16 protein-coding genes are annotated in these 24,853 nt (G+C 44.9%); all 16 read left to right on the top strand.

Annotated features, from left to right (window positions below; genetic code table 11):
* Window positions 1–442: 442 nt before the first annotated feature.
* Complete coding sequence (spoIID, locus tag BUA17_RS10890; RefSeq protein ID WP_072733624.1) at window positions 443–1,789, top strand: stage II sporulation protein D; 1,347 nt, start codon at window positions 443–445, stop codon at window positions 1,787–1,789.
* A gap of 788 nt (window positions 1,790–2,577) precedes the next feature.
* On the top strand, window positions 2,578–3,315 hold the full coding sequence (locus BUA17_RS10885) for a M23 family metallopeptidase (protein ID WP_072733623.1): 738 nt from the start codon (window positions 2,578–2,580) through the stop codon (window positions 3,313–3,315).
* Between the two features lie 172 nt (window positions 3,316–3,487).
* On the top strand, window positions 3,488–3,775 hold the full coding sequence (spoIIID, locus tag BUA17_RS10880; protein ID WP_024632710.1) for a sporulation transcriptional regulator SpoIIID: 288 nt from the start codon (window positions 3,488–3,490) through the stop codon (window positions 3,773–3,775).
* Between the two features lie 219 nt (window positions 3,776–3,994).
* Window positions 3,995–4,993, top strand: coding sequence for a rod shape-determining protein (locus tag BUA17_RS10875; protein WP_063567732.1), 999 nt, complete (start codon window positions 3,995–3,997; stop codon window positions 4,991–4,993).
* A gap of 103 nt (window positions 4,994–5,096) precedes the next feature.
* Entirely contained in the window at window positions 5,097–5,981 is an 885-nt protein-coding gene (locus BUA17_RS10870; protein ID WP_063567733.1) for a flagellar hook-basal body protein, read from the top strand.
* 528 nt (window positions 5,982–6,509) lie between these two features.
* Window positions 6,510–7,349 (top strand): flagellar hook-basal body protein, encoded by an 840-nt coding sequence (locus BUA17_RS10865; RefSeq protein ID WP_072733622.1) that lies wholly within the window; start codon window positions 6,510–6,512, stop codon window positions 7,347–7,349.
* A gap of 12 nt (window positions 7,350–7,361) precedes the next feature.
* Window positions 7,362–7,586: a DNA-directed RNA polymerase subunit beta gene (locus tag BUA17_RS10860; RefSeq protein ID WP_024632706.1), complete on the top strand. Its 225-nt coding sequence runs from the start codon at window positions 7,362–7,364 to the stop codon at window positions 7,584–7,586.
* Window positions 7,587–8,068: 482 nt separating this feature from the next.
* Window positions 8,069–8,500 (top strand): 3-hydroxyacyl-ACP dehydratase FabZ, encoded by a 432-nt coding sequence (fabZ, locus tag BUA17_RS10855; protein WP_064641900.1) that lies wholly within the window; start codon window positions 8,069–8,071, stop codon window positions 8,498–8,500.
* Between the two features lie 57 nt (window positions 8,501–8,557).
* Complete coding sequence (locus BUA17_RS10850; protein WP_072733621.1) at window positions 8,558–10,279, top strand: phospho-sugar mutase; 1,722 nt, start codon at window positions 8,558–8,560, stop codon at window positions 10,277–10,279.
* 239 nt (window positions 10,280–10,518) lie between these two features.
* Window positions 10,519–12,540: a DUF5693 family protein gene (locus BUA17_RS10845; RefSeq protein ID WP_072733620.1), complete on the top strand. Its 2,022-nt coding sequence runs from the start codon at window positions 10,519–10,521 to the stop codon at window positions 12,538–12,540.
* Window positions 12,516–13,670 carry a polysaccharide pyruvyl transferase CsaB gene (gene csaB, locus BUA17_RS10840; RefSeq protein WP_063567738.1) on the top strand — a complete coding sequence of 385 codons (1,155 nt, stop codon included), beginning with the start codon at window positions 12,516–12,518 and terminating at the stop codon, window positions 13,668–13,670. The genes BUA17_RS10845 and csaB overlap by 25 nt, the downstream gene beginning before the upstream one ends.
* A 6-nt stretch (window positions 13,671–13,676) precedes the next feature.
* Window positions 13,677–14,435, top strand: coding sequence for a WecB/TagA/CpsF family glycosyltransferase (locus BUA17_RS10835; RefSeq protein WP_072733619.1), 759 nt, complete (start codon window positions 13,677–13,679; stop codon window positions 14,433–14,435).
* A gap of 372 nt (window positions 14,436–14,807) precedes the next feature.
* Window positions 14,808–15,935 carry a glycosyltransferase family 4 protein gene (locus tag BUA17_RS10830; RefSeq protein WP_072733618.1) on the top strand — a complete coding sequence of 376 codons (1,128 nt, stop codon included), beginning with the start codon at window positions 14,808–14,810 and terminating at the stop codon, window positions 15,933–15,935.
* A gap of 163 nt (window positions 15,936–16,098) precedes the next feature.
* Window positions 16,099–20,064, top strand: a complete 3,966-nt coding sequence (locus BUA17_RS10825) for an S-layer homology domain-containing protein (protein WP_072733617.1) — start codon at window positions 16,099–16,101, stop codon at window positions 20,062–20,064.
* Between the two features lie 203 nt (window positions 20,065–20,267).
* On the top strand, window positions 20,268–20,609 hold the full coding sequence (locus tag BUA17_RS10820; protein ID WP_072733616.1) for a hypothetical protein: 342 nt from the start codon (window positions 20,268–20,270) through the stop codon (window positions 20,607–20,609).
* 520 nt (window positions 20,610–21,129) lie between these two features.
* Window positions 21,130–24,792, top strand: a complete 3,663-nt coding sequence (locus BUA17_RS10815) for a beta strand repeat-containing protein (protein WP_072733615.1) — start codon at window positions 21,130–21,132, stop codon at window positions 24,790–24,792.
* Window positions 24,793–24,853 lie beyond the last annotated feature (61 nt).

Here is a 24,853-nt window from a genome sequence, read left to right as displayed (position 1 = left end):
GTTGCTCTCTAATATGAATCACACATCATTGTATATTGCGGATACGAGAGCATGCGTGCTGTCATTTAAATTCAGATCAAAAGCTAAGCCATCTGGCTTGGCTTTTTTTTGTGTTCAACGATCCATTGAATCAGTACCTGATTCTATTAATAGCTGGTCCTAACTTATATAGCATAACATCATATTCTGTACCAATTCTGAACAGAATGAAAGAGCATGCTTTTGGAGGAACGGGTGGTACCTTATGGAAAAGGATTCCGCGACAGATCAATGTTTTTTAATAATACATAGCAGAATTAAGTTAGAAATCGCCACATATGGAATGCCTTCGTTTCTCTTAAATCAGGTTCTATCAGATCCAGCCAGCTCATACCCTAAACTATGGATTTGAACAAAAGGACCGGCGCTTGACCGGCCATGGACAACGGAGGGTTATATCAAAATGAAAGAAGCCCGTGTGCAGGTTAAGGTACCTCTTGTCCCTCGTCCACTAGTGAAGGAGCCAGAAGAGATTGCTGGTTTCGGTGTGGAAAAAGACAAGCTTGCTTCAACGAACATCAGAACTGTTCCAGATGAGCCCGTAACAACATCTCCTAGACGGCCTAGCTCCCAACAGGAGTCAGCTCAACACACTGCGGCACGTATACACATGCCTGTCATTGAATTAGACCAGTTTCGTCGTGTGAAGCGCCGCCGAATGCGTACGTTCGGCCGAGGCCGCAGATGGGGCAAGAACAATACTCGGTGGCAGCCAGCGGCCGCTGTATCGGCAGTGCTTGCACTTGCGCTGTTGATCCCCGCCATACTGGTCTGGCCGCGGACGGATGATCCGGTTAAACCGATCCCTATCCCACCAGGTACAGGCAGTGTAACGACTCCAGCACCTTCTCCAGCTGTACCTGTTACCTACCCTGAACCTCAAGTAAGGGTGTACCTGTCTGCAACCGGTACGACGATGAATCTTCCACTTGAAGATTATGTTACCGGGGTTGTCGCTGCCGAGATGCCAGCTGAGTTCAGATTGGAAGCTCTGAAGGCACAGGCCATCGCTGCAAGGACATTTATCGTGAGAAGGCTGGCAGCCAACGATACAAGCGGTGTACCTTCAGGAGAAGCTGATGTAACGGATACCGTGAGTCATCAGGTGTTCATACCACCAGAACAAGTGAAAGCGGACTGGACGCGTCTGGGGAAAGCGAAGGAATGGGAGAAGCTGCAGCAGGCTGTCCGCGAAAGCAAGGATTCCGTCATGACATATCAAGGCAAGGCGATTACCGCATCCTTTTTCTCTACAAGTAATGGTTATACGGAGAATGCAGAGGATGTATGGGGAAACCCTGTACCTTATTTGCAAAGTGTAGCGAGTCCGTGGGATAAAAACCTGGCTCCGGGCTTTGAGGAAACCATCACGATGAAGCGCAGTGAGATTCTCCAGAAGTTGAATCTGGGGGCGAATGCCATCCCTGTGAGCGCGCAGCAGAGCGGTGGTTGGATGGAAGTATTGTCTACAACGCAAGGCCATCGGATCAAGGAGATACAGATTGCAGGTAAAACGTTTAGCGGACCGGAGGCTCGAAAGTTGCTTGGGCTTCGATCCAGCCAATTCAGCTGGAAGACCGATGGAGATGAGGTTCAGATTACAACGTATGGATACGGTCATGGAGTCGGCATGAGCCAATGGGGAGCCAACGGCATGGCACAAGAGGGTCACACCGCGACCCAGATTCTCAAACACTACTACACAGGCATCTCCTTCGGACAGGCATCCAAGATGCTGGCCTCAAAGTAGGAAAGATGAATACGGTTGGATAAGGATAGAGCAATAGATTATTAACAGATGTAAAACGACGAACAGATTAACAACAGTTTAACAGTGAAGTGGAACTGTGCAGTTTTCCTACTCTCGGTGTACGTTTGAGAAGCTAACGAATCTCAGAAGCGCTATATCATGACATATCACGAAATGGAGCCGATAAAGCGCCAAAAAGAGTAATTAGCGTGCCTAAGGTTCGCTAGAATCTCCAGGTTGCGACTTTTCCATCAAAAAAGGCCACCTGAGTTCGTTAGAAAATTTCATTAACTAAGCATGATGTTAGATGGAACAGTCATTAGTGCCGCGGCCTCGCTAACCTCTCATCTCACTTTAACGAACCTATGGCTCCTTAAATCGGTATTAACGAATCAAGCCTATATCATGTTGCTTTCAGCTAATGAACTCACTTCTTAGAAGGATTGGCTATTACAGCAATCCAGGCTTCTCTACCAGCAACCCCTTCCTGAGCTTTCAAAACTTGGCTATATCAGTTGCAATTAATAGTTACACCGGAACGGAGAGAGCAGAAAAAAGCTGTAGGAGCGGAGCGTCCGCCTTTACTCCCGGATTTCACCTTTGAAGAAGGTGATAGAAAGAAATCTGGGAGTAACAGCGGCCGAAAGGTTGTTCTGCGCGCGGAGTGGTCCAGTGTATCCCCCTTTTTCGCCTTATATAGCACTCTTTGAAAGTTCTGTGAAAATAATTAGAGTCGCGCGTGTATAAAAGAGTTGCACCCGGTAACACTTGTTACTGAGGTGATTAAGATGAATGAACAAAACAAAAAAACAGGCCAAGAAGAAACTCCTAAAACAACTCAAGGAGTACCGGCTAGCCAGCCCTCTTCATGGAAAAGAGCAATGTCCAAACGTTGGGTCTTCCCGGCAGCCTACATCGCAGCAGCAGGCATTATACTAACCTTAGTGTGGGTCTATCAGGGCACAGGCGACAAAACGCTGAACTCGGACCCTACAAGTGGGGTAGTAGAAACGGGCGCATCGGGTACAGAAGGAACAGCGGTTAACGGAGAACAAGAAAGTGTGGAAGTTGTTGCAAAGTCGGAGAATTTTGTATGGCCGGTAGCGGTTCCGTCCGAAATTTCGGTAGTAAAACCTTTCTATGACAACGAAGCTTCAACTGAGGAACATGAAGCAGCGATGGTGCAGTACAATGACACATTTATTCCGAACACGGGTGTAGATCTGGCACGTGGGGATAACAAAACGTTCGAAGTCAAAGCAGCGCTCGGCGGAAAAGTTACCCGGGTTGAACAAAACCCGCTGACAGGTCAAGTTGTGGAAATCACACACAGTGATAACCTCAAAACCGTATACCAAAGCCTGGCTGACGTCAAAGTGAAACAGAATGATGAAGTGAAGCAAGGAGATGCAATTGCATCGGCTGGCGTTAATGAACTGGAAAAAACGCTGGGCAACCACCTTCACTTTGAAGTTTACGAAGACGGACAACCGGTTAACCCGCAAGGATATCTTCCGGAAAAATAAAATGATTTTTACCGCAGCAACATGACGGGCAGAGGGAATTCTCCTCTGCTCTTTTTGTGCTTTTCAGAAAATAATGGGACCTTCGAAGCTTGTCACACCTTTAAACCGCGAATATATAGGCATGCTCCTCATATAATGTACCAAACTATCCACACAGTAGGGAGGCGGGAGCGTGCACGATTACATCAAGGAACGGACCATAAAAATTGGTCGCTGCATTGTTGAGACGAGGAATACGGTCCGTACCATTGCCAAGGAATTCGGCGTGTCAAAGAGTACTGTGCATAAGGATCTGACGGAGCGTCTGCCGGAAATCAACCCTGATCTTGCTGACCAGGTGAAACACATTCTGGAGTATCACAAGTCCATCCGTCATTTGCGGGGCGGTGAAGCGACCAAAATTAAATACAAAAAAACAAGCGGTAAAAAACGCGAGGTGCTGGCTTCCGCTAAATCGTAGAGACCTGCGGAAAGACGTAGGCCAAAAAGCTCACACATGCATTGAATCCCTCCCCTGAAGTATGATATGTTAAAAGCTGGTACAGGATCGAATTATGACATCTTATCAGCCCGATTTTTACATATATATGTTGCACTTTGTCGAACGAGCGGTGACGTGATAAGGGACTCTTTTTCACAGGATACGCTGACCAAATAATATCACTTTGGGGGCTCTTTTATGTTTAGCAAGGATATCGGTATTGATCTTGGCACGGCGAACGTGCTTATTCACGTGAAAGGAAGTGGGGTTGTCCTCGATGAACCTTCCGTCGTGACCATTGAAAGCGATACGAAGCGGGTCCTTGCTGTTGGGGAAGAAGCGCGTCGTATGGTGGGGCGTACTCCAGGTAACATTGTTGCCATTAGACCGCTGCGTGACGGTGTTATTGCGGACTTCGAGATTACGGAAGCTATGCTTAGACATTTCATTAATCGTGTGGGAGCAAGAAGCTGGTACAGCCACCCGCGTATTCTGATCTGTGCACCAACCAACATTACTTCCGTGGAGCAGAAGGCTATCCGTGAAGCTGCTGAGCGCAGCGGTGCCAAAGAAGTATTTCTGGAAGAAGAGCCGAAAGCGGCAGCGATCGGTGCGGGGATGGATATTTTTCAGCCGAGCGGCAATATGGTCGTGGATATCGGCGGCGGAACGACTGACGTTGCAGTCCTGTCTATGGGCGACGTAGTCACCGCCTCTTCTATTAAAGTCGCAGGGGACAAGTTCGACGAAGCGATTACCAAGTTTATCAAAGCCAAATACAAACTCATGATCGGTGAACGTACAGCCGAAGATCTCAAAATTGCGATTGGTTCCGTGCATCCGGGTGGTCGTCAAACAGAGATGGACATTCGCGGACGGGATATGGTATCCGGTTTGCCTGTTACCGTAACGGTGTCGGGAAATGAAGTGCAAGAGGCGCTATGGGATTCCGTGCAATCTATTATCGTGGCAGCCAAGTCGGTATTGGAGCGGACGCCACCAGAATTAGCGGCAGACATTATTGACCGAGGTGTCGTGTTGACAGGTGGAGGCGCTTTGCTGAACGGACTGGACGAACTGTTGTCCAATGAATTGCATGTACCGGTATGGGTTGCAGAGGATCCGATGCATTGTGTCGTGAAGGGGACTGGCATTATGTTGAATAATTTGGATCAGGTGGTTAAGAAAAAGTTCTAATCTGCCGATATAAAAAGCAAAGGTTCGCCCAAGCTCGGGAAGCAGAACGGACAAGCAGCCATCCTGTAATGCAGGACAAGCGCTTGAGGAGAGGGGTTAATACATGTTAAGAGGTCTGTACACCGCTACCGCGGGAATGATTACGCAACAACGCCGCCATGACACCGCAACGCAGAACATCGTAAATATGAACACAACGGGATATAAACAAGTGAACAGCGTAAGCCGTTCTTTTCCGGAAATGCTCATTACTTTGGTAGGCGGAGATGCCAATCTTCCGACAAAGCGGCTGGGCAAGCTGAACACAGGTGTGTTCGCGGAAGAAAGTTTGTCCATGAATTTGCAGGGAGCCATTATGGAAAGTGGGCAAAAGAGTGATTTTGCCATTTCGTCCAATCTGGCCGTGAATGATCCACAGACAGGACAACCTGTCCCGTTTGACGGTTCAGGCAAATTTGTACGAGCTGATGGCACGGTAACTTACCAACCTCAGGCGTATTTTACAGTACAGGATGCAGAAGGCAACAGAAGATATACACGTGATGGTCACTTCGAGGTTACAGGAACTGGACAGCTGCTCAGCTCAACAGGTTCACAGGTTCTGGATAATAATGGACAACCTGTTGTATTGACAGGCTCGGTAGACCAATTTAAAGTGGATGAGCAAGGTCGTCTCGTCAATGCAGAGACGGGTGCACCCACAGGAGTCACATTGGGAATCAGCGTCATCGATCAACCCAACCAACTGGTACGTCAAGGCGATGGTAATTTCAGCCTGAATGATCAGAATGGTGCAACCGCTCGGATGATGGCTGCCGGTGATAATGTGCAGATCCGTCAGGGCTACCTGGAAGGTTCGAATGTAGATGCATCACAGGCAACTGTAGATATGAACGCAGCATTCCGTGCTTATGAAGCGAACCAGAAGGTCGTACAATTCTACGACCGCAGTCTGGATAAAGCCGTCAATGAAGTTGGGCGTGTATAACGCCAACGTATAATATAGCCGCGCAGCGAGGGTCTCGACAGTCCTTTGCGGAGCAAAGCAGGGAGAGACCACGCGGAGCGCAAAGCCAAAACGCAACCGAGCCTATGCGAGGATTGCGCAGCATTACCCCAAGCGTAGCGACGGTCTCGAGAGTCCTTTGCGGAGCAAAGCAAGGAGAGACCACGCGGAGCGCAAAGGTCTAAACGCAGCCGAGCCTATGCGAGGATTGCGTAGCATTATCCTAAGCGTAGCGACGGTCTCGACAGTCCTTTGCGAAGCAAAGCAAGGAGAGACCACGCGGAGCTACTCGCCGCACAAAGAGCGTGCCCAACTAATATTTAGCCATGTGAAACTATGGCGTAAATATTAGTTGGGCAGTCGCGGCGCACACACACCATCGTCACTTAGCAAGATCGTACCCCACGCACCCACTCCGCCTGTTTTCGGGAGTCCAGAGGGCAGCGCCATCTGGGGCCCTCCCTACCAGGGAGGGTTTGGGAGGGTAGAACCAGGGAGGGTAACCACCGAATGAATAATTCCATGATTAGTGCAATGGTCTCCATGACCGGAATACAGCAGCGTCTGGATGTCATTTCCGATAATATTGCCAACGTGAATACGGCAGGCTATAAGAGTAAGCAAGCAGCCTTTGAAGATGTACTGACACGTGTGCAGCAGCAACCGGACAAGTATAAGCTAGATGGACGCTCGACCCCAATGGGATACAACCTCGGGTTTGGTGTACGTTTGGCTGATGTGACAAAGGATATGAGTCAGGGTACGCTCAATGAGACAGGCAGTCCTACCGATCTGGCGATTGAAGGCAATGCGATGTTTGCCGTTGAAGCGAATGGTGAGAAAATGTGGACGCGTCAGGGTGCATTTCATTTTGTCCCTGATACAAGACCCAAAACGAATCCCAATGCGCCAGACATGATGGTATTGGTCAATGGCGAAGGCCACTTTGCATTGGATCGTCAAGGTAATCGCATTACGGCACCGAATAACAGCAAGGTTGCATTTGATGAAAAAGGCAACTTGTTGATCCGTCGTGGCAATGAGGCCAATGCAACGATTGGAGCCCAACTGCAACTCGTTGATATCGAGCGCCCGGAAGGGCTTGTGCAGTATGCGGATAACCTGTTTGGTCTGGATGCGGGTCTGACCGAGGATGATGTATTTGGAGCCAATGCAGCTACACGTGAAGCGACAGCTATGATTCGTGCAGGCTACATTGAACAATCCAACGTGGATTTGACACAAGAGATGGCTTTGCTGATGCAAGGACAGCGGACTTACCAACTGGCGGCACGTGCGCTGACATCCAGTGATTCTATGGCCGGTCTTGCCAACAATATGAGAGCATAAAAGGTGAATGTGATGACAGATACACAGCAGCAGAACAGCAAGCCGGATAAGACGAAAGTCAAGAAGAAGAAGAGTGGATGGCGCATCGCAAGATGGTTTCTGGTTCCGGTCCTGCTTGTTCTTGCCCTCGCTGGCGGATTGGTGGCTGGCTACGTGGTACTGGGCAAACAGGATATCGGTTCCGTATTGCAGTGGAGTACATGGGAACATGTATATGATTTAGTATTCGCTCCGTAGATGAACGATATATGCAAAACTCCTGCGCAGGCAGGAGTTTTCTTTTTGGCGTTGAAAACAGTATAATGATGGATGACGTTTGACGTCAAAAGAGGCCTCCCCTGCGAAAGACATTCGTCATCGCGAAGAGAGACCCCTTATCTCAACCTTCACTACTGCAGTCATGAAGGATATAACTAGTGTTAACCGAAAATATGCTTTCCATACAACATTAAAATTAAAAACCTTTTATATGAGGCCCGACTTGATCATAATCAGATTTTCCATGTCCGCACTAAAGTCGGTGGAGGGAACGGAATCGTTCAGAAGAAGCGAAGCGCTCGCCTTTGTTTCCGAATGTTATTCATCTGAAAATAGTTCAGAAACATTCGGAAACAACAGCGATCGAAAGAACGATCCATAACCGTAACGGTCACCTGTGCGCACATGAGAACTTTATGATGGAGAATTCTCATATAAACATCCCGAGAGGAGATTACACTGTGCTCGATATCAAACAGATCCAAGAGATTATTCCACACCGTCCCCCGTTTCTGCTGGTGGACAAGATTTTAGAGATTGAGGATGGCAAACGTGCCGTTGGATTAAAAAATGTAACCATTAATGAACCATTCTTCATTGGTCATTTTCCAGAGTATCCGGTTATGCCGGGTGTGCTGATTACAGAAGCACTGGCACAGGTTGGTGCAGTAGCCATTCTTAATTTGGAAGGCAACAAAGGCAAAATCGGCTTTTTGGCGGGACTGGATAATTTCCGATTCCGTGGACAAGTTGTGCCTGGAGATACGTTGATGCTGGAAGTGGAGATTACACGTCTTAAAGGTTCAATCGGTAAAGGCAAAGCTACAGCCAAAGTAGGCGATAAAGTGGTAGCAGAAGGCGAGATCATGTTCGCACTGTCTGACCCAAGCTAATGATTGTATAATTCAGCAGTTCATTGAATTTTATATAGAAGGAAGGGGTTTGCAGGAATGGAACAGTTAAGCACAACAGCAGCACAAACATTGCAGCAGTGGTTGGAGGATGCTTCGATTGATGAAGCGACGAAACAGGAGCTTCGTGATTTGCAGGATCACCCGAAAGAGCTGGAGGATCGTTTCTACAGAAATCTGGAGTTTGGTACAGGTGGATTGCGTGGTGTGATCGGGGCGGGAAGCAACCGGATGAACCGTTATACCGTGGGTCGTGCAACGCAAGGTTTTGCCCGTTATTTGCTGGAGCAGCATGGCGACAAAGAAGGTAAACCTTCTGTAGTGATCGCACATGATTCCCGTCATTTCTCACCTGAGTTCACACTGGATGCTGCCTTGGTTCTGGCTGGAAATGGCATTGTGGCTAAGTTGTTTACATCCCTGCGTCCTACGCCTCAGCTTTCCTTCAGTGTACGTCATCTGCAAGCAACCGGCGGTATTGTGGTGACAGCAAGTCATAATCCTCCTGAATACAATGGCTACAAAGTATACAACCACGAGGGTGGCCAACTGGTACCACACGAAGCGGAGAAAGTCATTCAATACATTCAGGAAGTTCCTTCCCTCGCGGATGTGAAAAAGCTGACGCAGGAAGAAGCCGAGGCTCAAGGATTGCTCGTATGGCTTGGGGAAGAGGAAGATCAGGCATTTGTTGATACCGTTGCCAGCCTGAGCCTCAGTCGGGACCTGATTCAATCCGGCGTCGGCCGTGATTTCAAAATCGTCTTCACTCCACTGCACGGAACAGGTAATGTGCCTGTACGTCGTGTGTTGGAACAGATCGGTTTTGAGCAGGTTCACATTGTGGCAGAGCAAGAACAGCCTGATGCTGAATTTTCCACAGTGAAATCCCCTAACCCGGAAGAGCGCGAAGCATTTACACTTGCAATGAAGCTGGGTGAATCCGTAGATGCAGACATTCTGATTGGTACAGATCCGGATGCTGACCGCATGGGTGCGGTAGTGAAAGACAAGGATGGTAAGTATTTCGTACTATCGGGTAACCAATCCGGAGCCATCATGGTGCATTATGTGTTGAGTCGATTGCAAGAGACAGGTAAACTGCCGAAGAACAGCGCGGTTGTCAAAACGATTGTAACAAGCGAGATGGGAGCGGTCATTGCCGAGCATTACGGTGCAGAAGTGATGAACACCCTGACAGGCTTTAAATATATCGGTGAAAAAATGAACCAGTTCGAAGCAACCGGCAGCCACACGTTCTTGTTCGGTTATGAGGAAAGCTACGGCTACCTGGCAGGCAGCTACGCACGTGACAAGGATGCAGTCCTCGCTGCAATGCTGATTGCTGAAGCAGCTGCTTATTATAAAAACCAAGGCAAAACACTCTATGATGTCCTGCAAGAGCTGTACAGCCAATTCGGATATTTCCTGGAGAAGCTGGAGTCCCGTACCCTGAAAGGCAAGGATGGCGTAGCTCAAATTCAGGCGAAAATGACCGACTGGCGTTCTAATCCGCCACAAGAAGTAGCTGGCATCGCTGTACAAGATGTGCTGGATTACTCCCTTGGCTTGGATGGCTTGCCGAAAGAGAACGTTCTGAAATTTATTTTGGCAGACGGATCATGGTTCTGCCTGCGTCCTTCGGGAACAGAACCGAAGATCAAAGTGTACTTCGCCGTGCGCGGAGAGAACCTGGAAGACGCGGAAAGCCGTATCGAACGTTTGGCTACTACGGTGATGACGCGTGTAGACGCACAATAAATACGTATGAAGTACTGAGCAAGAACATGAGAAAGCCTCTCCGCACCGTAAGGTTGGTTGGCGGAGGGGCTTTTCTTTTAGGTAAAAAGGGTAAATGTCTACTTCTATTTTGGATGAATTGCGGATAGATGCACGTTTGTTGACACAAGCTGTTTGTATCCGGTATTTATTCACTATTTTGCAATGAAAATCATGAGCTGAACGTGCATTTGGTTCCAACACTTGAGGAGGTACATGTAGTGCGTCAAAAATGGCTTTATTGGAATACCGCTTCACGGAAGTGGCTGTGGATTGTTGTCATTATCGGTTTGATTGCTTCCATTCCTGTCATCAGTGATCGGGTGCAGACGGAATCTTCCGCCAAAAAGGTGGAGCTTGTCTTCAATTATCGGGGGCTATTGGATATCTCGGCTTATCAGGCCCATCCGCAAGACTTTATGAATGAACAACTGACTCGGTTGAAAGACGCCGGAGTGACAACCATGGCGGTGTTCGAAAGTACACTGGATGAGTTGAAGAAGTCCCGCCGTCTGATGGTATATAACGGGCAGGATCTTGCGAACATGACCCAAAATGTCATTCCTGCTAACGATAATTACACGTATGTTCTATTCACAAATGAGGAAAATGCACAAACGTATACCCCTATCATTGAACAAACGTTCGCCGATCGGGAGATTCCTGTGCTTCCATGGGAATATGAAGGTCGTAGCGGCTTAATATTGCAGACTCCACCGGAGAATGCCAACATGCAGCCTTTGCAACCAGATCCGGTTGCCGTGAAGATGCTGCGTGATAAAGGATTTTACATTTTGCCACGGATCTCAGACAGTGTGCCTTACAATCAGGAATCCATGGAACGCCTGCTTACCTTCTTCGAAGAGAATGGGGTAAAGCGCATCTTGTTTGATGGTGATGCTGTGAAAGGGTACAATGATAATGCAGAGATGAAGAGTATCGATATGTTTGCCCAGTTGCTGAACAAGCACCATATTGGACTGGCGGCTATTGAGAATTTGAAGAAACCACAATCCGGTTTTGAGACTCTCTCCTATAAAATTGACTACAATGTAACTCGTCTGTACTCCTTAAGTGACGGGGATGCCAATCTGGATGTAGACACCATTGCTGACCGTTTTGTTTTGGCTACCAAAGACCGCAACATTCGTATGATCTATATGAATGCTTCGCCAAGTCGGAATACAGCCAAAGCCATGATCACCAATCCAATTGATAATCTGATCAATAGTTTGGGTGAGCCAGGTCATGCGATTGAACGTATGGGCAAACACGGCTTTGAACTGGGACAAGCTGAAGCGTTCACGGTTAAAGATTCTTCCATTCAGCGTTATGCCAAGCTGGTTGCCCTGATTGGTGCAATCGCAATGATTACGCTTATGGTTTCATATTTTGTGCCACTGCTGACATTGCTGGTATTTGCGTTGGCACTGGTGGGCAGTGCCGGATTGTTCTTGCTCAAACCGACGTTGCTGGAACAAGGAATTGCCTTACTGGTCGCAATTAGTGCGCCAACCATTGCGATGGTGCTGGCGGTTCGTACAGTGAACTATCAGCAACAGCGTCAGCCAGACGCGCCTGCGGGTCGTCGACTGGCACAAACGTTATTCTTATATGTAAGAACATCGATTCTGTCGTTCCTGGCGGTGCCTTTTGTCATCGCATTGCTGAACAGCATTACGTACAGTCTGGTGATCAACCAGTTCCGAGGCGTTAGCCTGTTGCACTTTGCACCTATGGCGCTGGTAGCGATATATATTGTGTTTTACCGTGGTTCGGGTACGTTCTCCATTAAACAAATTAAGGATATTCTTCGTACACCGATTAACGTATTGATGGTTGTATTGGCACTGGTTGCTGCTGTGGTTGGATACTATTATTTGAGCCGTACAGGCAACTCGGGTTCGGTTACACCGTTCGAGATGTTCCTACGTACAACGCTGGAAGATACATTCGGCGTGCGGCCAAGATTCAAAGAATTTATGCTGGGACACCCGCTGTTTATCGTTGGCGTGTTCGCCGCTTTAAAATATCGTAAAGTCATCTTTGTGCTCATTATTGCAGCAATTGGACAATTGTCCATGGTGGATACGTTCGCGCATATCCATACGCCAGCTGTATTGTCACTCATTCGTGGAGTGATGGGATTGGGACTTGGCTTAATCTTCGGTATCGTTGCTGTGGGTGTGTGGCAAGTAGCGGAAGGATGTTGGAAAAAATGGTCACCACTTCTCAAAAGTTAGTCATCTCAGGATATTACGGATTCCACAACAGTGGAGACGAAGCGGTACTAAAGTCAATTTTGACTGCGCTGGAAGAGGAGAGTCACAGATCGAATGTCACGATTGAGCCGATTGTGCTCTCCGGTGATCCGGAGTGGACCACTTCAATGTATGGTGTACGTTCAGTACATCGGATGAAGTTGAAGGAAGTTCGCGAAGCGATCAAGGAAAGTGATGGTTTAATAAGTGGAGGAGGAAGTCTGCTGCAGGATGCAACCGGACTGAAATCCATCCCTTACTACCTGGGCGTCATCAAACTGGCCCAATGGTTGAAAAAACCAACATTTATCTATGCGCAGGGCATTGGACCTGTAAAACGCAAAATATTCAATCCGATGATTCGTTCGGTCTTCAAAGCCTGTAATTATGTATCTGTGCGTGATGAACAATCTGCTGAATATTTGCGCGGGCTCGGATTGCAGTGGAATCAGATTCATGTGGTTCCTGACCCGGTGATGGGTCTGCCGTTGCCTGAAGCCAAAGCGGAAGAAGTAAGTTCAATCGCGGTTAATGCTCAAGGAGCAAGCGTTCATACCAAACTCCCGGTGATCGGCGTATCCGTACGTTTCTGGGAGTCGGATCGTAAAGAGCTTACAGCCATTGCTGCTGGACTCAAGAAGCTTTGCTCCAAAAAGGCCGTTCACTTGCGCTTTATGCCGTTTCACTTACCGATTGATGAACAGGCTTCAAGGTTTGTCATGGAAATGCTCGGTGACCTCGGTAACAAGGGTAGCGAAGTAAGCATTACCAAGGATCTCACCGATCCGCAGCTGATGCTGCAGGAAGTCAGCAATTGTGATGTCGTTATCGGCATGCGTCTGCACAGTCTAATCTATGCAGCTTCGCAGTATGTTCCACCCGTTGGTATCTCGTATGATCCGAAGATTGATCAATTCATGCTGCGTCTGGATAGTGAAACCGTGGGCAGTACGGATGCGCTGGATGGGGATAAACTGGCGAAGACGGTGGCTAACCTGTTGGATCAGCGTTCACAGTGGCTGAAGGAACATGAAGAAGGCATCACCGAATTGAAGCAGGAAGCCAAAGTGCCTGCTCAGCAAATTATTAAATATTTAGGCCGCAAAGGGTGAAATAAGATGAATCAGACCGGACCAATACCTACCGTTTCAATCTATGGTATTCCTTTTTCCAAACTAACAATGAAAGAAACGGTGGAGGTTCTACGCCAAGCAGTGCTTACAAAGCAGCCGCACCATGTCATCACAGCCAATCCCATCATGGTCATGGCCGCGCTGGAGAATCCAGCGATGATGAAGGTTATGCAATCTGCAGAAATGATTGTTCCCGATGGAACAGGTGTTGTATGGGCTGCCAATTATTGTGGGGAGCCTGTGGCAGAGCGGGTGCCTGGATTTGATCTTTTACATGAATTGCTGCGTGTTGGAGAAAACTATCGGTGGGGCGTGTATCTGCTCGGTTCCACACCTGAGGTGATTCAAGAAACGGCAGTTCGGTTACAAGAGCAATATCCGGCGATTCGAATTGTAGGTTATCGCGACGGTTATTTTGGTCCGGCTGAGGACGAGCAGGTTGTCGCTTCCATCCGTGAAGTTGCACCTGATCTGCTGTTTGTTGCACGTGGGGCAGACACGCAGGAACCGTGGATTCACAAGTACAAAGATGCGCTTCAAGTTCCCGTTACCATGGGGGTTGGAGGCAGCTTTGATGTGATTTCGGGCAAATCCAAACGTGCACCTAAAGTGTTCCAAAAGTTAAGACTGGAATGGTTTTATCGTCTGCTTCGCGAACCTAGTCGGGCTGGCCGAATGCTTGCGCTTCCGAAATTCGCTGTCAAAGTGATGCGGGACAAAGAAAACGTGACTAAAGTCCGTTAAAATTAGGCTATTACGCGTAAAATGAACGTTTTTGCTAAAAATTGAGGTTGGCATTTCCCCTGTGATCAGCGTATAATTCATTCCGGATTACATGTGTGCCACTCAATTAAAAACTTTTAGTTGCACATGGCCACTCCGATGTCAGAATAACCTTTTGATCGCTGTTATCCCTGGATTTCTTTTATCAACCTTTTTAAGGTTGAAATCCCGTGATAAAGGCGAACGCTTCGCTTCTACAGGTTATTTCTGCCCTCTCCGTTCTGGTGCAAATGGTATTTTTCTTAAAAGTGACGAACAATAATTTATATATAAAAAGAGATCAGGGGATTTATAATTTCTTACAGGTATTATAATTGGGGGTCGAATGTTCAAATGGTAGCGATCTTTATCATTGGATTTATCGTGTCAATGGGACTGGCTCTTGCCCTGACACCACTTGTCAAAAAGTTCGCAGTCAGAATTGGAGCAATGGATACGCCGAATGCTCGTAAAGTGCACACTCGGATTATGCCGCGTCTTGGTGGTCTAGGGATTTTCCTGGCCTTTATCATTACGGTTGCTGCACTGCTTCCTTTTGTGTCGGCATGGTTTACGACAAGAGACATGAGCTTTGTCAGTGCTTTTCTGATTGGTGGATCGATCATCGTACTGATTGGTGCATTGGATGACCGTTTTGAACTGTCAGCCAAAGTGAAGCTGCTCGGACAAATTGTTGCTGCTGCTGTAGTCGTATTCGGATTCAACATCCGTGTAGACTTCGTCAATATTCCTTTTCAGGATGCGTACTCCTCACTGGAAGCTTGGGTGTCCATTCCGCTGACGATTCTCTGGATCGTTGGTGTAACAAATGCGATTAACCTGATTGATGGTCTGGATGGTCTGGCTGCCGGTGTGTCCGGTATTGCCATTGGTACCATTGCTGTGATGTCCTTCCTGATGGGTAATATGATGATTGCCTTGATGTGTCTTGTACTGCTTGGTAGTATTGTTGGTTTCTTGTTCTTCAACTTCCACCCAGCCAAGATCTTCATGGGGGATACGGGATCACTATTCCTTGGTTTCTCTCTGGCAATGCTATCCATGCTTGGATTCAAACAAATTGCTGTCGTGTCCTTCATTACACCGTTGATCATTATTGGTGTGCCGCTCTCGGATACCTTCTTCGCGATCATTCGTCGTGCGGTACAACGGAAACCGATTTTCTCACCGGATAAAGGTCACTTGCATCACTGCTTGCGTGAACTTGGATTCAGTCACCGTCAGACAGTGCTGATCATCTACGGTATTGCCGCATTCTTCGGTGTACTTGCGATTATCCAATCTTCCGCTGCGATGTTCGAAGCCAACTGGGTAACGTTCGTCGTGATCTGTATCATGATGTTCTTCCTCCAGGTTGGAGCAGAAGTCATCGGACTTGTAAGTAAAACCAGAAGGCCGGTCATTAACTTCCTGATGCGCATGCGCGTCAAGTTGAACCCGGAGACCCGTTCAAAATCCTAAATAGAAACGCTCGTTTACTGATCTTATTGAATATTCTTTCAACCCAAACCTTGTCCCTCGTGGACAAGGTTTTTTGTTTATTTTGCTGTTTTTACTAAATAATTGGAACCTTTCGGCCGATATATAACGGTAACTGACTTAAAAAGAGGAGAGATGATACGTAATGCAACAAAAGAAACGGCCGTTGGCATGGATCATGTTGGTCGCTATGGTGTTCTCATTGTTCCCACAGGGTCTATTCGGTGGGGCCGTTGCTTCGGCTGCGGACGGTGACGGTACAGGATCTAACGCATATTCAACTTACTTTACGCCAGATATTAAGGTATTAAGGGAAACATCCATTTTGTCTTTGGTTTCAGGACAGACAGGCAAAGAATTCCTTTCCAGAAGTAACGCATATACCACATCAACATCAACCATTAGTATCTCGGGTTCATATGCATTTGTTTCCAAGGATACGATGAAAGTAAAAGTAGAACAGCTGAATTCCACGACTGAAGGCAGTGTGAATAAGTGGGTTCCAGATGAAACGAAATCCATTACAACTGCAGTCACTGCAGATAGCAGTGGGAACAACAAGTTTAACGCAAACAACCTTACATTGTTTCCCGGATTCAACAAGATTACCTTCCTAGGAGTACAGGGTTCTGTTGAACGTTCGGATACATTTTATGTTTTGTATGATCAAGCTCCATATATAGAGAACTTCAAAATCTCCACGGTTGTTTCTGGAGGTACAGGGAATGCAACCTACGACCTTAACGCAGGTTCTGAGACAGTCGTTAATACGGAACGTGTATCTATCCAAGGTAAGGTGCAAAACGCTACGCAGGTTACCGTTACAGTAAATGGTAGCGATTCTTTTGATTCGGCTATGTTACAAGATGGATCATTTTTCTTGCCGCAGCTTAAGCTTAAAGCAGGAATAAATACGTTGAAATTTAAAATATCAAGTGCATCAAACTCCATTGAAACGGAGCGTTCGGTGTATTATTTTGATAAAAACCAACCATTCACCAAGCTCGACTTAACGGTAGGGACAGAGACGCAATCCATATTAAACGATGCAAATCCGGATTTTACAATAGTGGGACAAACAGAAGGCAAATTGTCTGGACAAGCATTATTGCCTTATTCAGCAAGTAGTTCAGATTTTAGTCCAACGAACGGAACGATTACATTATCGAATAGCAATATAGCTCAACCTACAACATTCACTTTTCACGTAACCAAAACAACTGCGATTGCAGGAGCAGACGGAATTAGTTTGGAATATCGACTCGTGGATTTTGTAGTGGACACACCTTTCAAAATGGAGTTAGAAGAAGGCGGGACTGATGTCAAGAAGAATCAGGAAGTCAAAGTCAGCCTTACTTATGGTAACTTCAGCACAGGATTTACTGGAGGATACGTGTATTCGCCAGGTTCCCAGGATATCTTGAATATGTACTACCTCCCGGATTACAAAAGTGGCCCGATAGAGTCCAAGACCAAACTGGATGGATCAAGAGTGAAAAGCGATACATTCTTTATTTTGGTAGAATCCAGCAAAAAAATTGATGCAGCAGAATTATTTGGTGAATACCTTCCTACAGGAACTACTAAACTGAAAATCGCTGCAGTACCAACAACGCTTGACATGAAGCTAGAAGATACGCAACAGATATATCAAATCTCAGGATTCATTCCTGGTGAACAGCAAATTCGTTTTTATTTCGGTAAACCGACTGACTTGCCCAAAGTAGTCAAGATTTCTTATTCATCCGTTAGTTCGATCTATGTAGAGAATTTGCAAGATGGACAAACGTATAGTTTTGATTCGAAGAGTACGGAAGAGACCATGTCTGTTAAAGGTAAATTTATCGGTTTTAAGACGCTGGGGAGTAACTTTAAACCCGAGCTTGTAGTGAATGGTAAGGTGCTTAAAGATACTGAATATACACAGGTTACATCAGGTTTCCCGAACAGCGATGGAGATTTTTCCATTAAATTAAAAGTGTTGAAAGAAGGGCCAATAGTATATGGTGAGAACACGATTGTGATTCGTGCAATTGATGAGGATGCCAACAAAAAGCCTACAACCATAACAACAACGCTTAGAATCAATGTTATTGATACGAACCAATCAACAGTTACCACCTTTATGCCTACTCTGGTTCCTAAGGATTCCAGACAACCCTTTGTTGATAAGGCTCTAACCAGTTATACACAGGACGAACTGAAGAAAATCTTCGCGGTTACGCCTGAATTTGCATTCAAAGAAGATAAATATGTAACAAGTGAAGAAAATTATGATCTTGTGATTAATGGCGGTGGAGCACAAATTGCTAACGTTTATTTTGGCTCCAAACTAGTGTTCACCCATACACAAGCTACTGATCGTGTACTACAAACGAATAAATTAGGTGAAAACGGAATGCCTACATTCGATTTTGTGGGTAATGAAAATCAGTTCTTCGTAAGAATTCAAAATCTGAAATTTGATGCACCTGGAACGCACGTATATACACTCGAACTTATTAATAGAACAGGTGCTAGAACAACTCAGCGCTTAGAGATTGTACGTGAACCATCTTCTTATCGCATTCTTGCTCCTCAGCCAACCGTAGGAGATAAGATTGTTGTTAATAAAAACTTTGTAAGATTCGATATTGAGGCAGAAGGGGCTACTCAGGTTGTTATTGATAAGCAGCCAGCGGTTAAACGTACGGATTCTAACAATCGTTTTATACTGGACTATGTAGGTTTGAAACCCGACAAAAATAACGCAATCAAGATTCAAATTACTCGTCCGGGCGGAACCATTAATGACACAGTCAATGTATTCTATACCTCTACAATTACAACAGATACGCAATACATGGCTCCGAAAGTGGCCAATAAATATACTGTATTTAACAAAGAGCTGCAGCTTTCACTTCCGAAGGGAACGGTTCTGCAATCCACAACAGTAAGAAATATGACCAAGTTCTATCCAGATAACAAGATTTTGTTCGGAATTGCTGATCCGGATAAAGGGATTGTAGAGAGAAAAAATGACTACGGTAACTGGATCGGATCTCCGGATGAAGGTAGTGAAAATGCACAAAGTTTCATTACTGTATCGCCTGAACTTACGGGTTTGTTTAGTTCAACACTCAATACAAGCAACTTTACACCAATTTCTGATATTTACTGGATTCACGGTGGTATTGGGGAGCTTGGAGATAAAGGAGAAAGTGGCTATAGCGCAGGAACCAATGGTTTGGCTCCTTACAGTCTGGAAGGGAACTTTACGCAATATGCTGCTGAGAGAGTCCTAACTCCATCCCAAAGAGGTAGCCTGACGATCGCTTATGATCCTTCCATTGTAGACGATGTAGGTTCTACCATTACAGTATTCAGATACTCAGATAAAACCAATGTAGGCAAGTGGATTCCTATTGGGGGAGTCGTTGATACAAAAGGTCACACGATTACGGTACCATTTGATGAGTTCGGATACTACAAAGTAATGAAATTGAGTAGAAGTTATCCTGATATTACAAACCACCCATGGGCTCGTAATTTGCTTAATGCTTTGTATTCCAAAGGAATTATGAATCCATTGAGAGCAAGTTCTTTTGGTGCAGATGATCAGACAACTCGTGGAGAATTTGCAACGTTACTCGTTAGAGGTCTGGATATTCCGTTGAATTATGCCAACCAACAAACGTTCCAGGACGTCTCAATCAGCACCAAGTCCGATCGTTGGACTTATGAAGCTATCGAGACAGCTGCTCGGGCAGGTATCGTTACGGGGTTGAGTGATGGATATTTCCAACCGGAAATGCCAATTACACGTGAACAGGCAGCCGTTATGATTGCTCGTGCAATGAACTCCAATTTGGCGACGAACGACAGTAAACTAGCTGCTACGCTTGGAAAGTCATTCCTGGACTCAGGCTCTATTGAATTCTATGCTCGTCCTGCTGTGCTCGCGATAACTAAAGCGAAAATCATGGAAGGAAGCCCGGTCACGGTGCCTGGCGCAACCAAAGCTCAGTATCAGTTCAATCCAAAGGGTAATATGACTCGTGCAGAAGCTGCCAAAATTGCAGTTGAACTACTTAAGAAGAGCACGAAGCTGTTCCCTAAAAACTTGAGCTAATCCGTATAGAAAACTATTCAATACGGAAAGACCTGTCCCTTGGACTAGAGGGGCAGGTCTTTTTATGACTGTAAAACAACTGGTAAAGAACACTTTTATAATAGAAGAAAACTGTTTTTTACCAATAACTATTTTTGTAATTTGCTAGAGTTTAAGATACAATAACGGTAAATACACAATGATCTAGAGGGTGAAGTTAGCTAATGAAACCGATTTATTCGAGAGCCCAGCTGGGCTACATGAAGGCAAAGACACAGTTCGAGAAGCAGGCAGTCATTTTGGAGAAAAAGTTGGAAGATACACGCAAGACACAGGAAGTTTCCCAAGAAGTGATGGAAGGACTCGTACAGAGCACTGGCTTCCATGATGCGTATAACAATTTGGTTCTGGCTGAGAATGATTTGATTGAATGGTCCCACACTACCATGAAGCATGAGAAGACGTATCGGGAGAACAGACAGCCCATTGACGATATGTATCTGAGATTGAATAGTGATCCAAAAATGCGTGCTCAAATTATCGATCTTGCGATGAAAATTCGCTAAGTTATAGAACCAGTGCTGCGCGAAAGGCATTCCATATGGAATGCCTTTTATTTATTTTTTACAATTAGAAGAATTTGTCGCTTCATGGAGCGAGTTAACGGGTATAAATAAACGTTCCCATCCATTCATACGAGATATCACTACGCACAGCTTGCTTCAGTATCACAGATTTAAAGGTTTTGAACCTCGCCTTTACCCGCACTGCATCAATACATAAATAAGTTCAAAACTTTTTTTGCTGAATTCGCAACTTTTTGAAATCTGTTGCGTTTAAGATGTAGAGTCAAAAACATTGGGGAACTTACCAAGATTGACCTCGTGAAGAATCTTGTCTATTTATTAGAAAAAATTGCTTTACGGCACGGAAGACCCATTGTATAATACGTAAGGTAGGATTAGGAAACTACTCTATTTTCGTATGGATCTATTATTATTCTTGTTTACAAGTTTCTGTGATATGCTCACAGACATCATTTATATTAACTTGCTCATGACTCTGGAAAGGGGGTGCGACAATAGAATGAGGAACACGAGCGACCCTATTAAAGAAAATTCCAATGTTATGAACGCCCAAGGAGGAGAAAAAAAGGTTATGAAGAAAATTTTATCCGTAGCTCTGTCTACAGCAATGGCATTCTCAATGTTTGCATCTGTAGCATTCGGTGATACAGCGGTTTCGCCACAACAACAGTTTGATGCATTGAAAGCAAAAGGTATCTTCACTGGTTATCCAGATGGTACTGCAGGTTTGGATAAAGACATGACTCGCGCTGAGTTCGCTAAAGTCATCACTAAATTGCTTGGTCTGAAAGAGATCACAGGAACTCTTTCTTACAACGACAAAAACTACACAGCTAAAAACTGGGCTGTACCTTACATCGAAGCAGTAACTGCTGCGGGTATCATGGAAGGTAAAAACGTAGAGAAAAAAATCTTTGATTTCAACGGTAAAGTAACTGTTTCCGAGATGGCTACCATCTTGACTCGTGCACTTGACCTGGAAATCCCAACTGAAACTAACAACAACGCAGCTGACTGGGCTAAAGGTTATGTTCAAGCAGCGATCAACGCTGGTCTGATCGACGCTAAAGCTAACTTCAGCGCTAACGCTTCCCGTGAGTTGTTGGTAGGTGCAGCATACGCAATCGATCAAGCTCAAAGCTTGAAAGTTGCTTCTTATGAAGTAAGCGAAGCTGGTAAAGTTGTTACTTTCAAAATCAGCGACGGTGAATCCGTTAAAGTAACTTTGGATAAAGCTCTTGAAGCTAACAAAGAAACTGAAGTGAAATTCACTTACAAAGATAAAGAGTTCACTGAGAAAGTTACTTATGTAGTAACTACAGCTACTAAAGTTCAGAGCGTAACTGCTACTAACTTGAAAGAAGTAACTGTAAATTTTGATGGAGACGTTAATAAAGCATCTGCTGAAAATGTAGCTACTTACACAATTAAAGACGATGCTGATAGCAATGTGTCTATCAAGTCTGCAGAACTTCAAAACGGTGGAAAATCCGTTGTTCTGACTTTGACAAACGCTCTTCTTAATCAAGAAGACTACAAACTTTCTGTAAACTCCCTTAAAGGATCTGACACAACTAAACTCGTGACTCAAAAAGACATCGAGTTCAAGCCAGTTGATTCTGTATTGCCAACAGTTGAAAGTGTTGAAGGATTGGGTAACAAAGCAATCAAAGTTACTTTCTCTGAGCCAGTAGAAGCTAACAGCTCTGTTGCATCCACGTTCAAACTTGATGGAACAGCAATTTCTGGAGTGATTTCTGGATCGGGTAGTCGCGAATTGATCATCGAAGTGTTCAGCACATTGAGTGTTGGTAAACATACTTTGACAATTAATGACCGAGTTCAAGATTATGTTCCTTACAAATTGATTGAAGTTTCTAAAGACTTCGAAGTTGTTGAAGATAAAACAGCTCCAACAGTTGCAGAAGTAAAAGATGTTACACTTGAGGGAGCTACAGTAGTATTTAGCGAAGACGTTAAAGACTCCGAAGCAATCAAAGGTGGCAACTACTACTGGCTGAGTGGTTCTACTAAACACTACGCTAACGACACTGTTGAGAAAATCAATTCTAAAACATTCAAGTTGACTTTCAGTGGTTCTGCTAAGCTTCCAGCTGTCGCAACTGACTTGTATGTTCAAAACATTGTTGACTTCAGCAGCAACGTAATTGCAGCTGACACTAAAGTGTCCATCAACCCTGTAGTTGACCAAACTCGTCCAGAAGTAGTAAGTGCTCTCTATGATGAAACTACTTATGATCGTGTTAAATACACATTCACTAAACCAGTTGACCTGACTACTTTCAAAACTTCTAATGTAGTTGTGAAAGATAAAGATGGTAAAGTTGTAACTGACTATGGTGTATCCATCTTAGGTGGAGCTACAGGTTCCACTAAAGAATTCACACTTGTATTCTCCAAAGCTCTTGAGTCTGGTAAATACACTGTTGAGTTGTCAGGATTGCAAGATACTACAACTTTGAAAAATACAATGCTTCCTTACACTACTTCACTTGAAGCTAAAGATGCTGCAGCACCAGGTGTTACAAGTGTAACTGGTAACGCAAATGTTTACTATGTAACATTTGATAAATCTATGGATACATCTTCTACAGCATCTATTCTTAACCCGGACAACTATTTCGTTAAGTATGTAAGAACTAACAATGCAACACCTGTAACTGGTAAATTGCCGGCGGGTACTAACATTACCCCAGTGAATGATAATAAAGGTGTAATTATCACTTTGCCTACTAATGTTGCTAGTGTTAGCGAACTTACAATTCAAGGTGTTAAGAGTTCAGCGGGCGTATTCTTGAATGGATACTCTAAAACTTTTGGTGGTACTGGTAATACTCCAATCAATGCTGATTTTGAAGTAGTACGCGCTAACGCAACTGCTAAAGATACAGTATTGGTTAAGTTCAACCAACCAGTATCTAGTGTTAACAGAGGTGGATTCACTGTTGCTGGTGGAATCACTGTAACAAATGCTGTTGTTGATTCTACTGACAACACAGTTGTTAAATTGACCCTGAGCAACAAAATTAGTGCAAATGCTGGTGAAGTTTTAACATTCTCTGCAAATGCTGCTAAAAATCTTGTGAATGCTCCATTGGCAGGAAGCACTACTCCAATTTTGGATACTATTGCTCCATCTGTACTCAAAACGGCGAGTGGTAAAATTAATCTTGGAACAGATATCGCATTTAATTCTTCTAATTCGGAATTGACAATTAATCTTGATGAAGCGGTAAAAGCTAAAAACACTGCGAACTTTAAAGATAACTTTAAAGTGATTAAAGCTGATGGAACTACAATTAGTTACGGAAGCGCAAATGATAACTACGAAGTTAAAAACGTAGGTGCACTGACTAGCGCAACTGGAGACAATAAAATTGTTCTTGACTTCTCTGATGTTGCTTATGTTGGTACAGTTAGCGTAGTATTCACTAACGATAACGGTAACTTTGTAGATGCTTCTGCATTTGGAACAGATGGTGTAGCTAAAACTGATTTGAAACTTGAATCATTTGACACCCGCGATTCTGATACTGCTACTGGAACTGTATCTATCGCAGCTTCCACAGCGACTGCTCCTGTGGCACCAACAGTAACAAGTGCTACACGTGTAAAAACTGCTAATTATGCAGTAACTGGTGTAACATCTCCAAACGCTGTAGTAACTGTTTCAATTAATGGTAATGCTGTTGCTCCTGTTACTGCTAACGCTAACGGAGAATATACTACGAATGTAACTTTGGCTGCAAATACTTCAAACACAATTACTGTTAAAGCAACTAATAGCGCTGGAACTACAAATGGTGCTTCTGCAACAACTGTAATTCATGATGATGTTGCTCCAACAGTAACTACTAAGTTGCCAGCAGCTAATTCCTTCACAGCAAATGCTACACAAACATTAGTGTTTAGCGAAGCTATCGATACAGCAAGTCAAACAGCTGTAAAAACTGCTGTTGATGCTGCATACTCCAAAACTGGAACTGCTACAGTTTCAAGTACTTGGACTTCGAACACCACTTTGACAGTAACTATTTCTGCAACAGATGCGACTAACCAAGTTACATTGGGTACAGTTGCTGATACTGCTGTAACTGACTTGGCTGGTAATACTTCTACTGCACTTGAATTGCAAAACTAATAGTCTATTTTAGTAAAAAAGGAGCCCTTGTGGTTCCTTTTTTATATTGTCTTTTAGAGAC

The organism is Paenibacillus sp. ov031 (assembly GCF_900143165.1).
GTDB classification, from domain to species: domain Bacteria; phylum Bacillota; class Bacilli; order Paenibacillales; family Paenibacillaceae; genus Paenibacillus; species Paenibacillus marchantiae.
This window is presented reverse-complemented; position numbering and strand designations above follow the sequence as displayed.

Coding starts and splice junctions, on each gene's coding strand:
- spoIID (WP_072733624.1), top strand. CDS start 443: ATGAAAGAAGCCCGTGTGCAGGTTAAGGTACCTCTTGTCCCTCGTCCA.
- BUA17_RS10815 (WP_072733615.1), top strand. CDS start 21,130: ATGAGGAACACGAGCGACCCTATTAAAGAAAATTCCAATGTTATGAAC.
- BUA17_RS10835 (WP_072733619.1), top strand. CDS start 13,677: ATGAATCAGACCGGACCAATACCTACCGTTTCAATCTATGGTATTCCT.
- BUA17_RS10865 (WP_072733622.1), top strand. CDS start 6,510: ATGAATAATTCCATGATTAGTGCAATGGTCTCCATGACCGGAATACAG.
- BUA17_RS10850 (WP_072733621.1), top strand. CDS start 8,558: ATGGAACAGTTAAGCACAACAGCAGCACAAACATTGCAGCAGTGGTTG.
- BUA17_RS10825 (WP_072733617.1), top strand. CDS start 16,099: ATGCAACAAAAGAAACGGCCGTTGGCATGGATCATGTTGGTCGCTATG.
- csaB (WP_063567738.1), top strand. CDS start 12,516: ATGGTCACCACTTCTCAAAAGTTAGTCATCTCAGGATATTACGGATTC.
- BUA17_RS10830 (WP_072733618.1), top strand. CDS start 14,808: ATGGTAGCGATCTTTATCATTGGATTTATCGTGTCAATGGGACTGGCT.
- BUA17_RS10870 (WP_063567733.1), top strand. CDS start 5,097: ATGTTAAGAGGTCTGTACACCGCTACCGCGGGAATGATTACGCAACAA.
- BUA17_RS10875 (WP_063567732.1), top strand. CDS start 3,995: ATGTTTAGCAAGGATATCGGTATTGATCTTGGCACGGCGAACGTGCTT.
- BUA17_RS10860 (WP_024632706.1), top strand. CDS start 7,362: ATGACAGATACACAGCAGCAGAACAGCAAGCCGGATAAGACGAAAGTC.
- BUA17_RS10885 (WP_072733623.1), top strand. CDS start 2,578: ATGAATGAACAAAACAAAAAAACAGGCCAAGAAGAAACTCCTAAAACA.
- BUA17_RS10820 (WP_072733616.1), top strand. CDS start 20,268: ATGAAACCGATTTATTCGAGAGCCCAGCTGGGCTACATGAAGGCAAAG.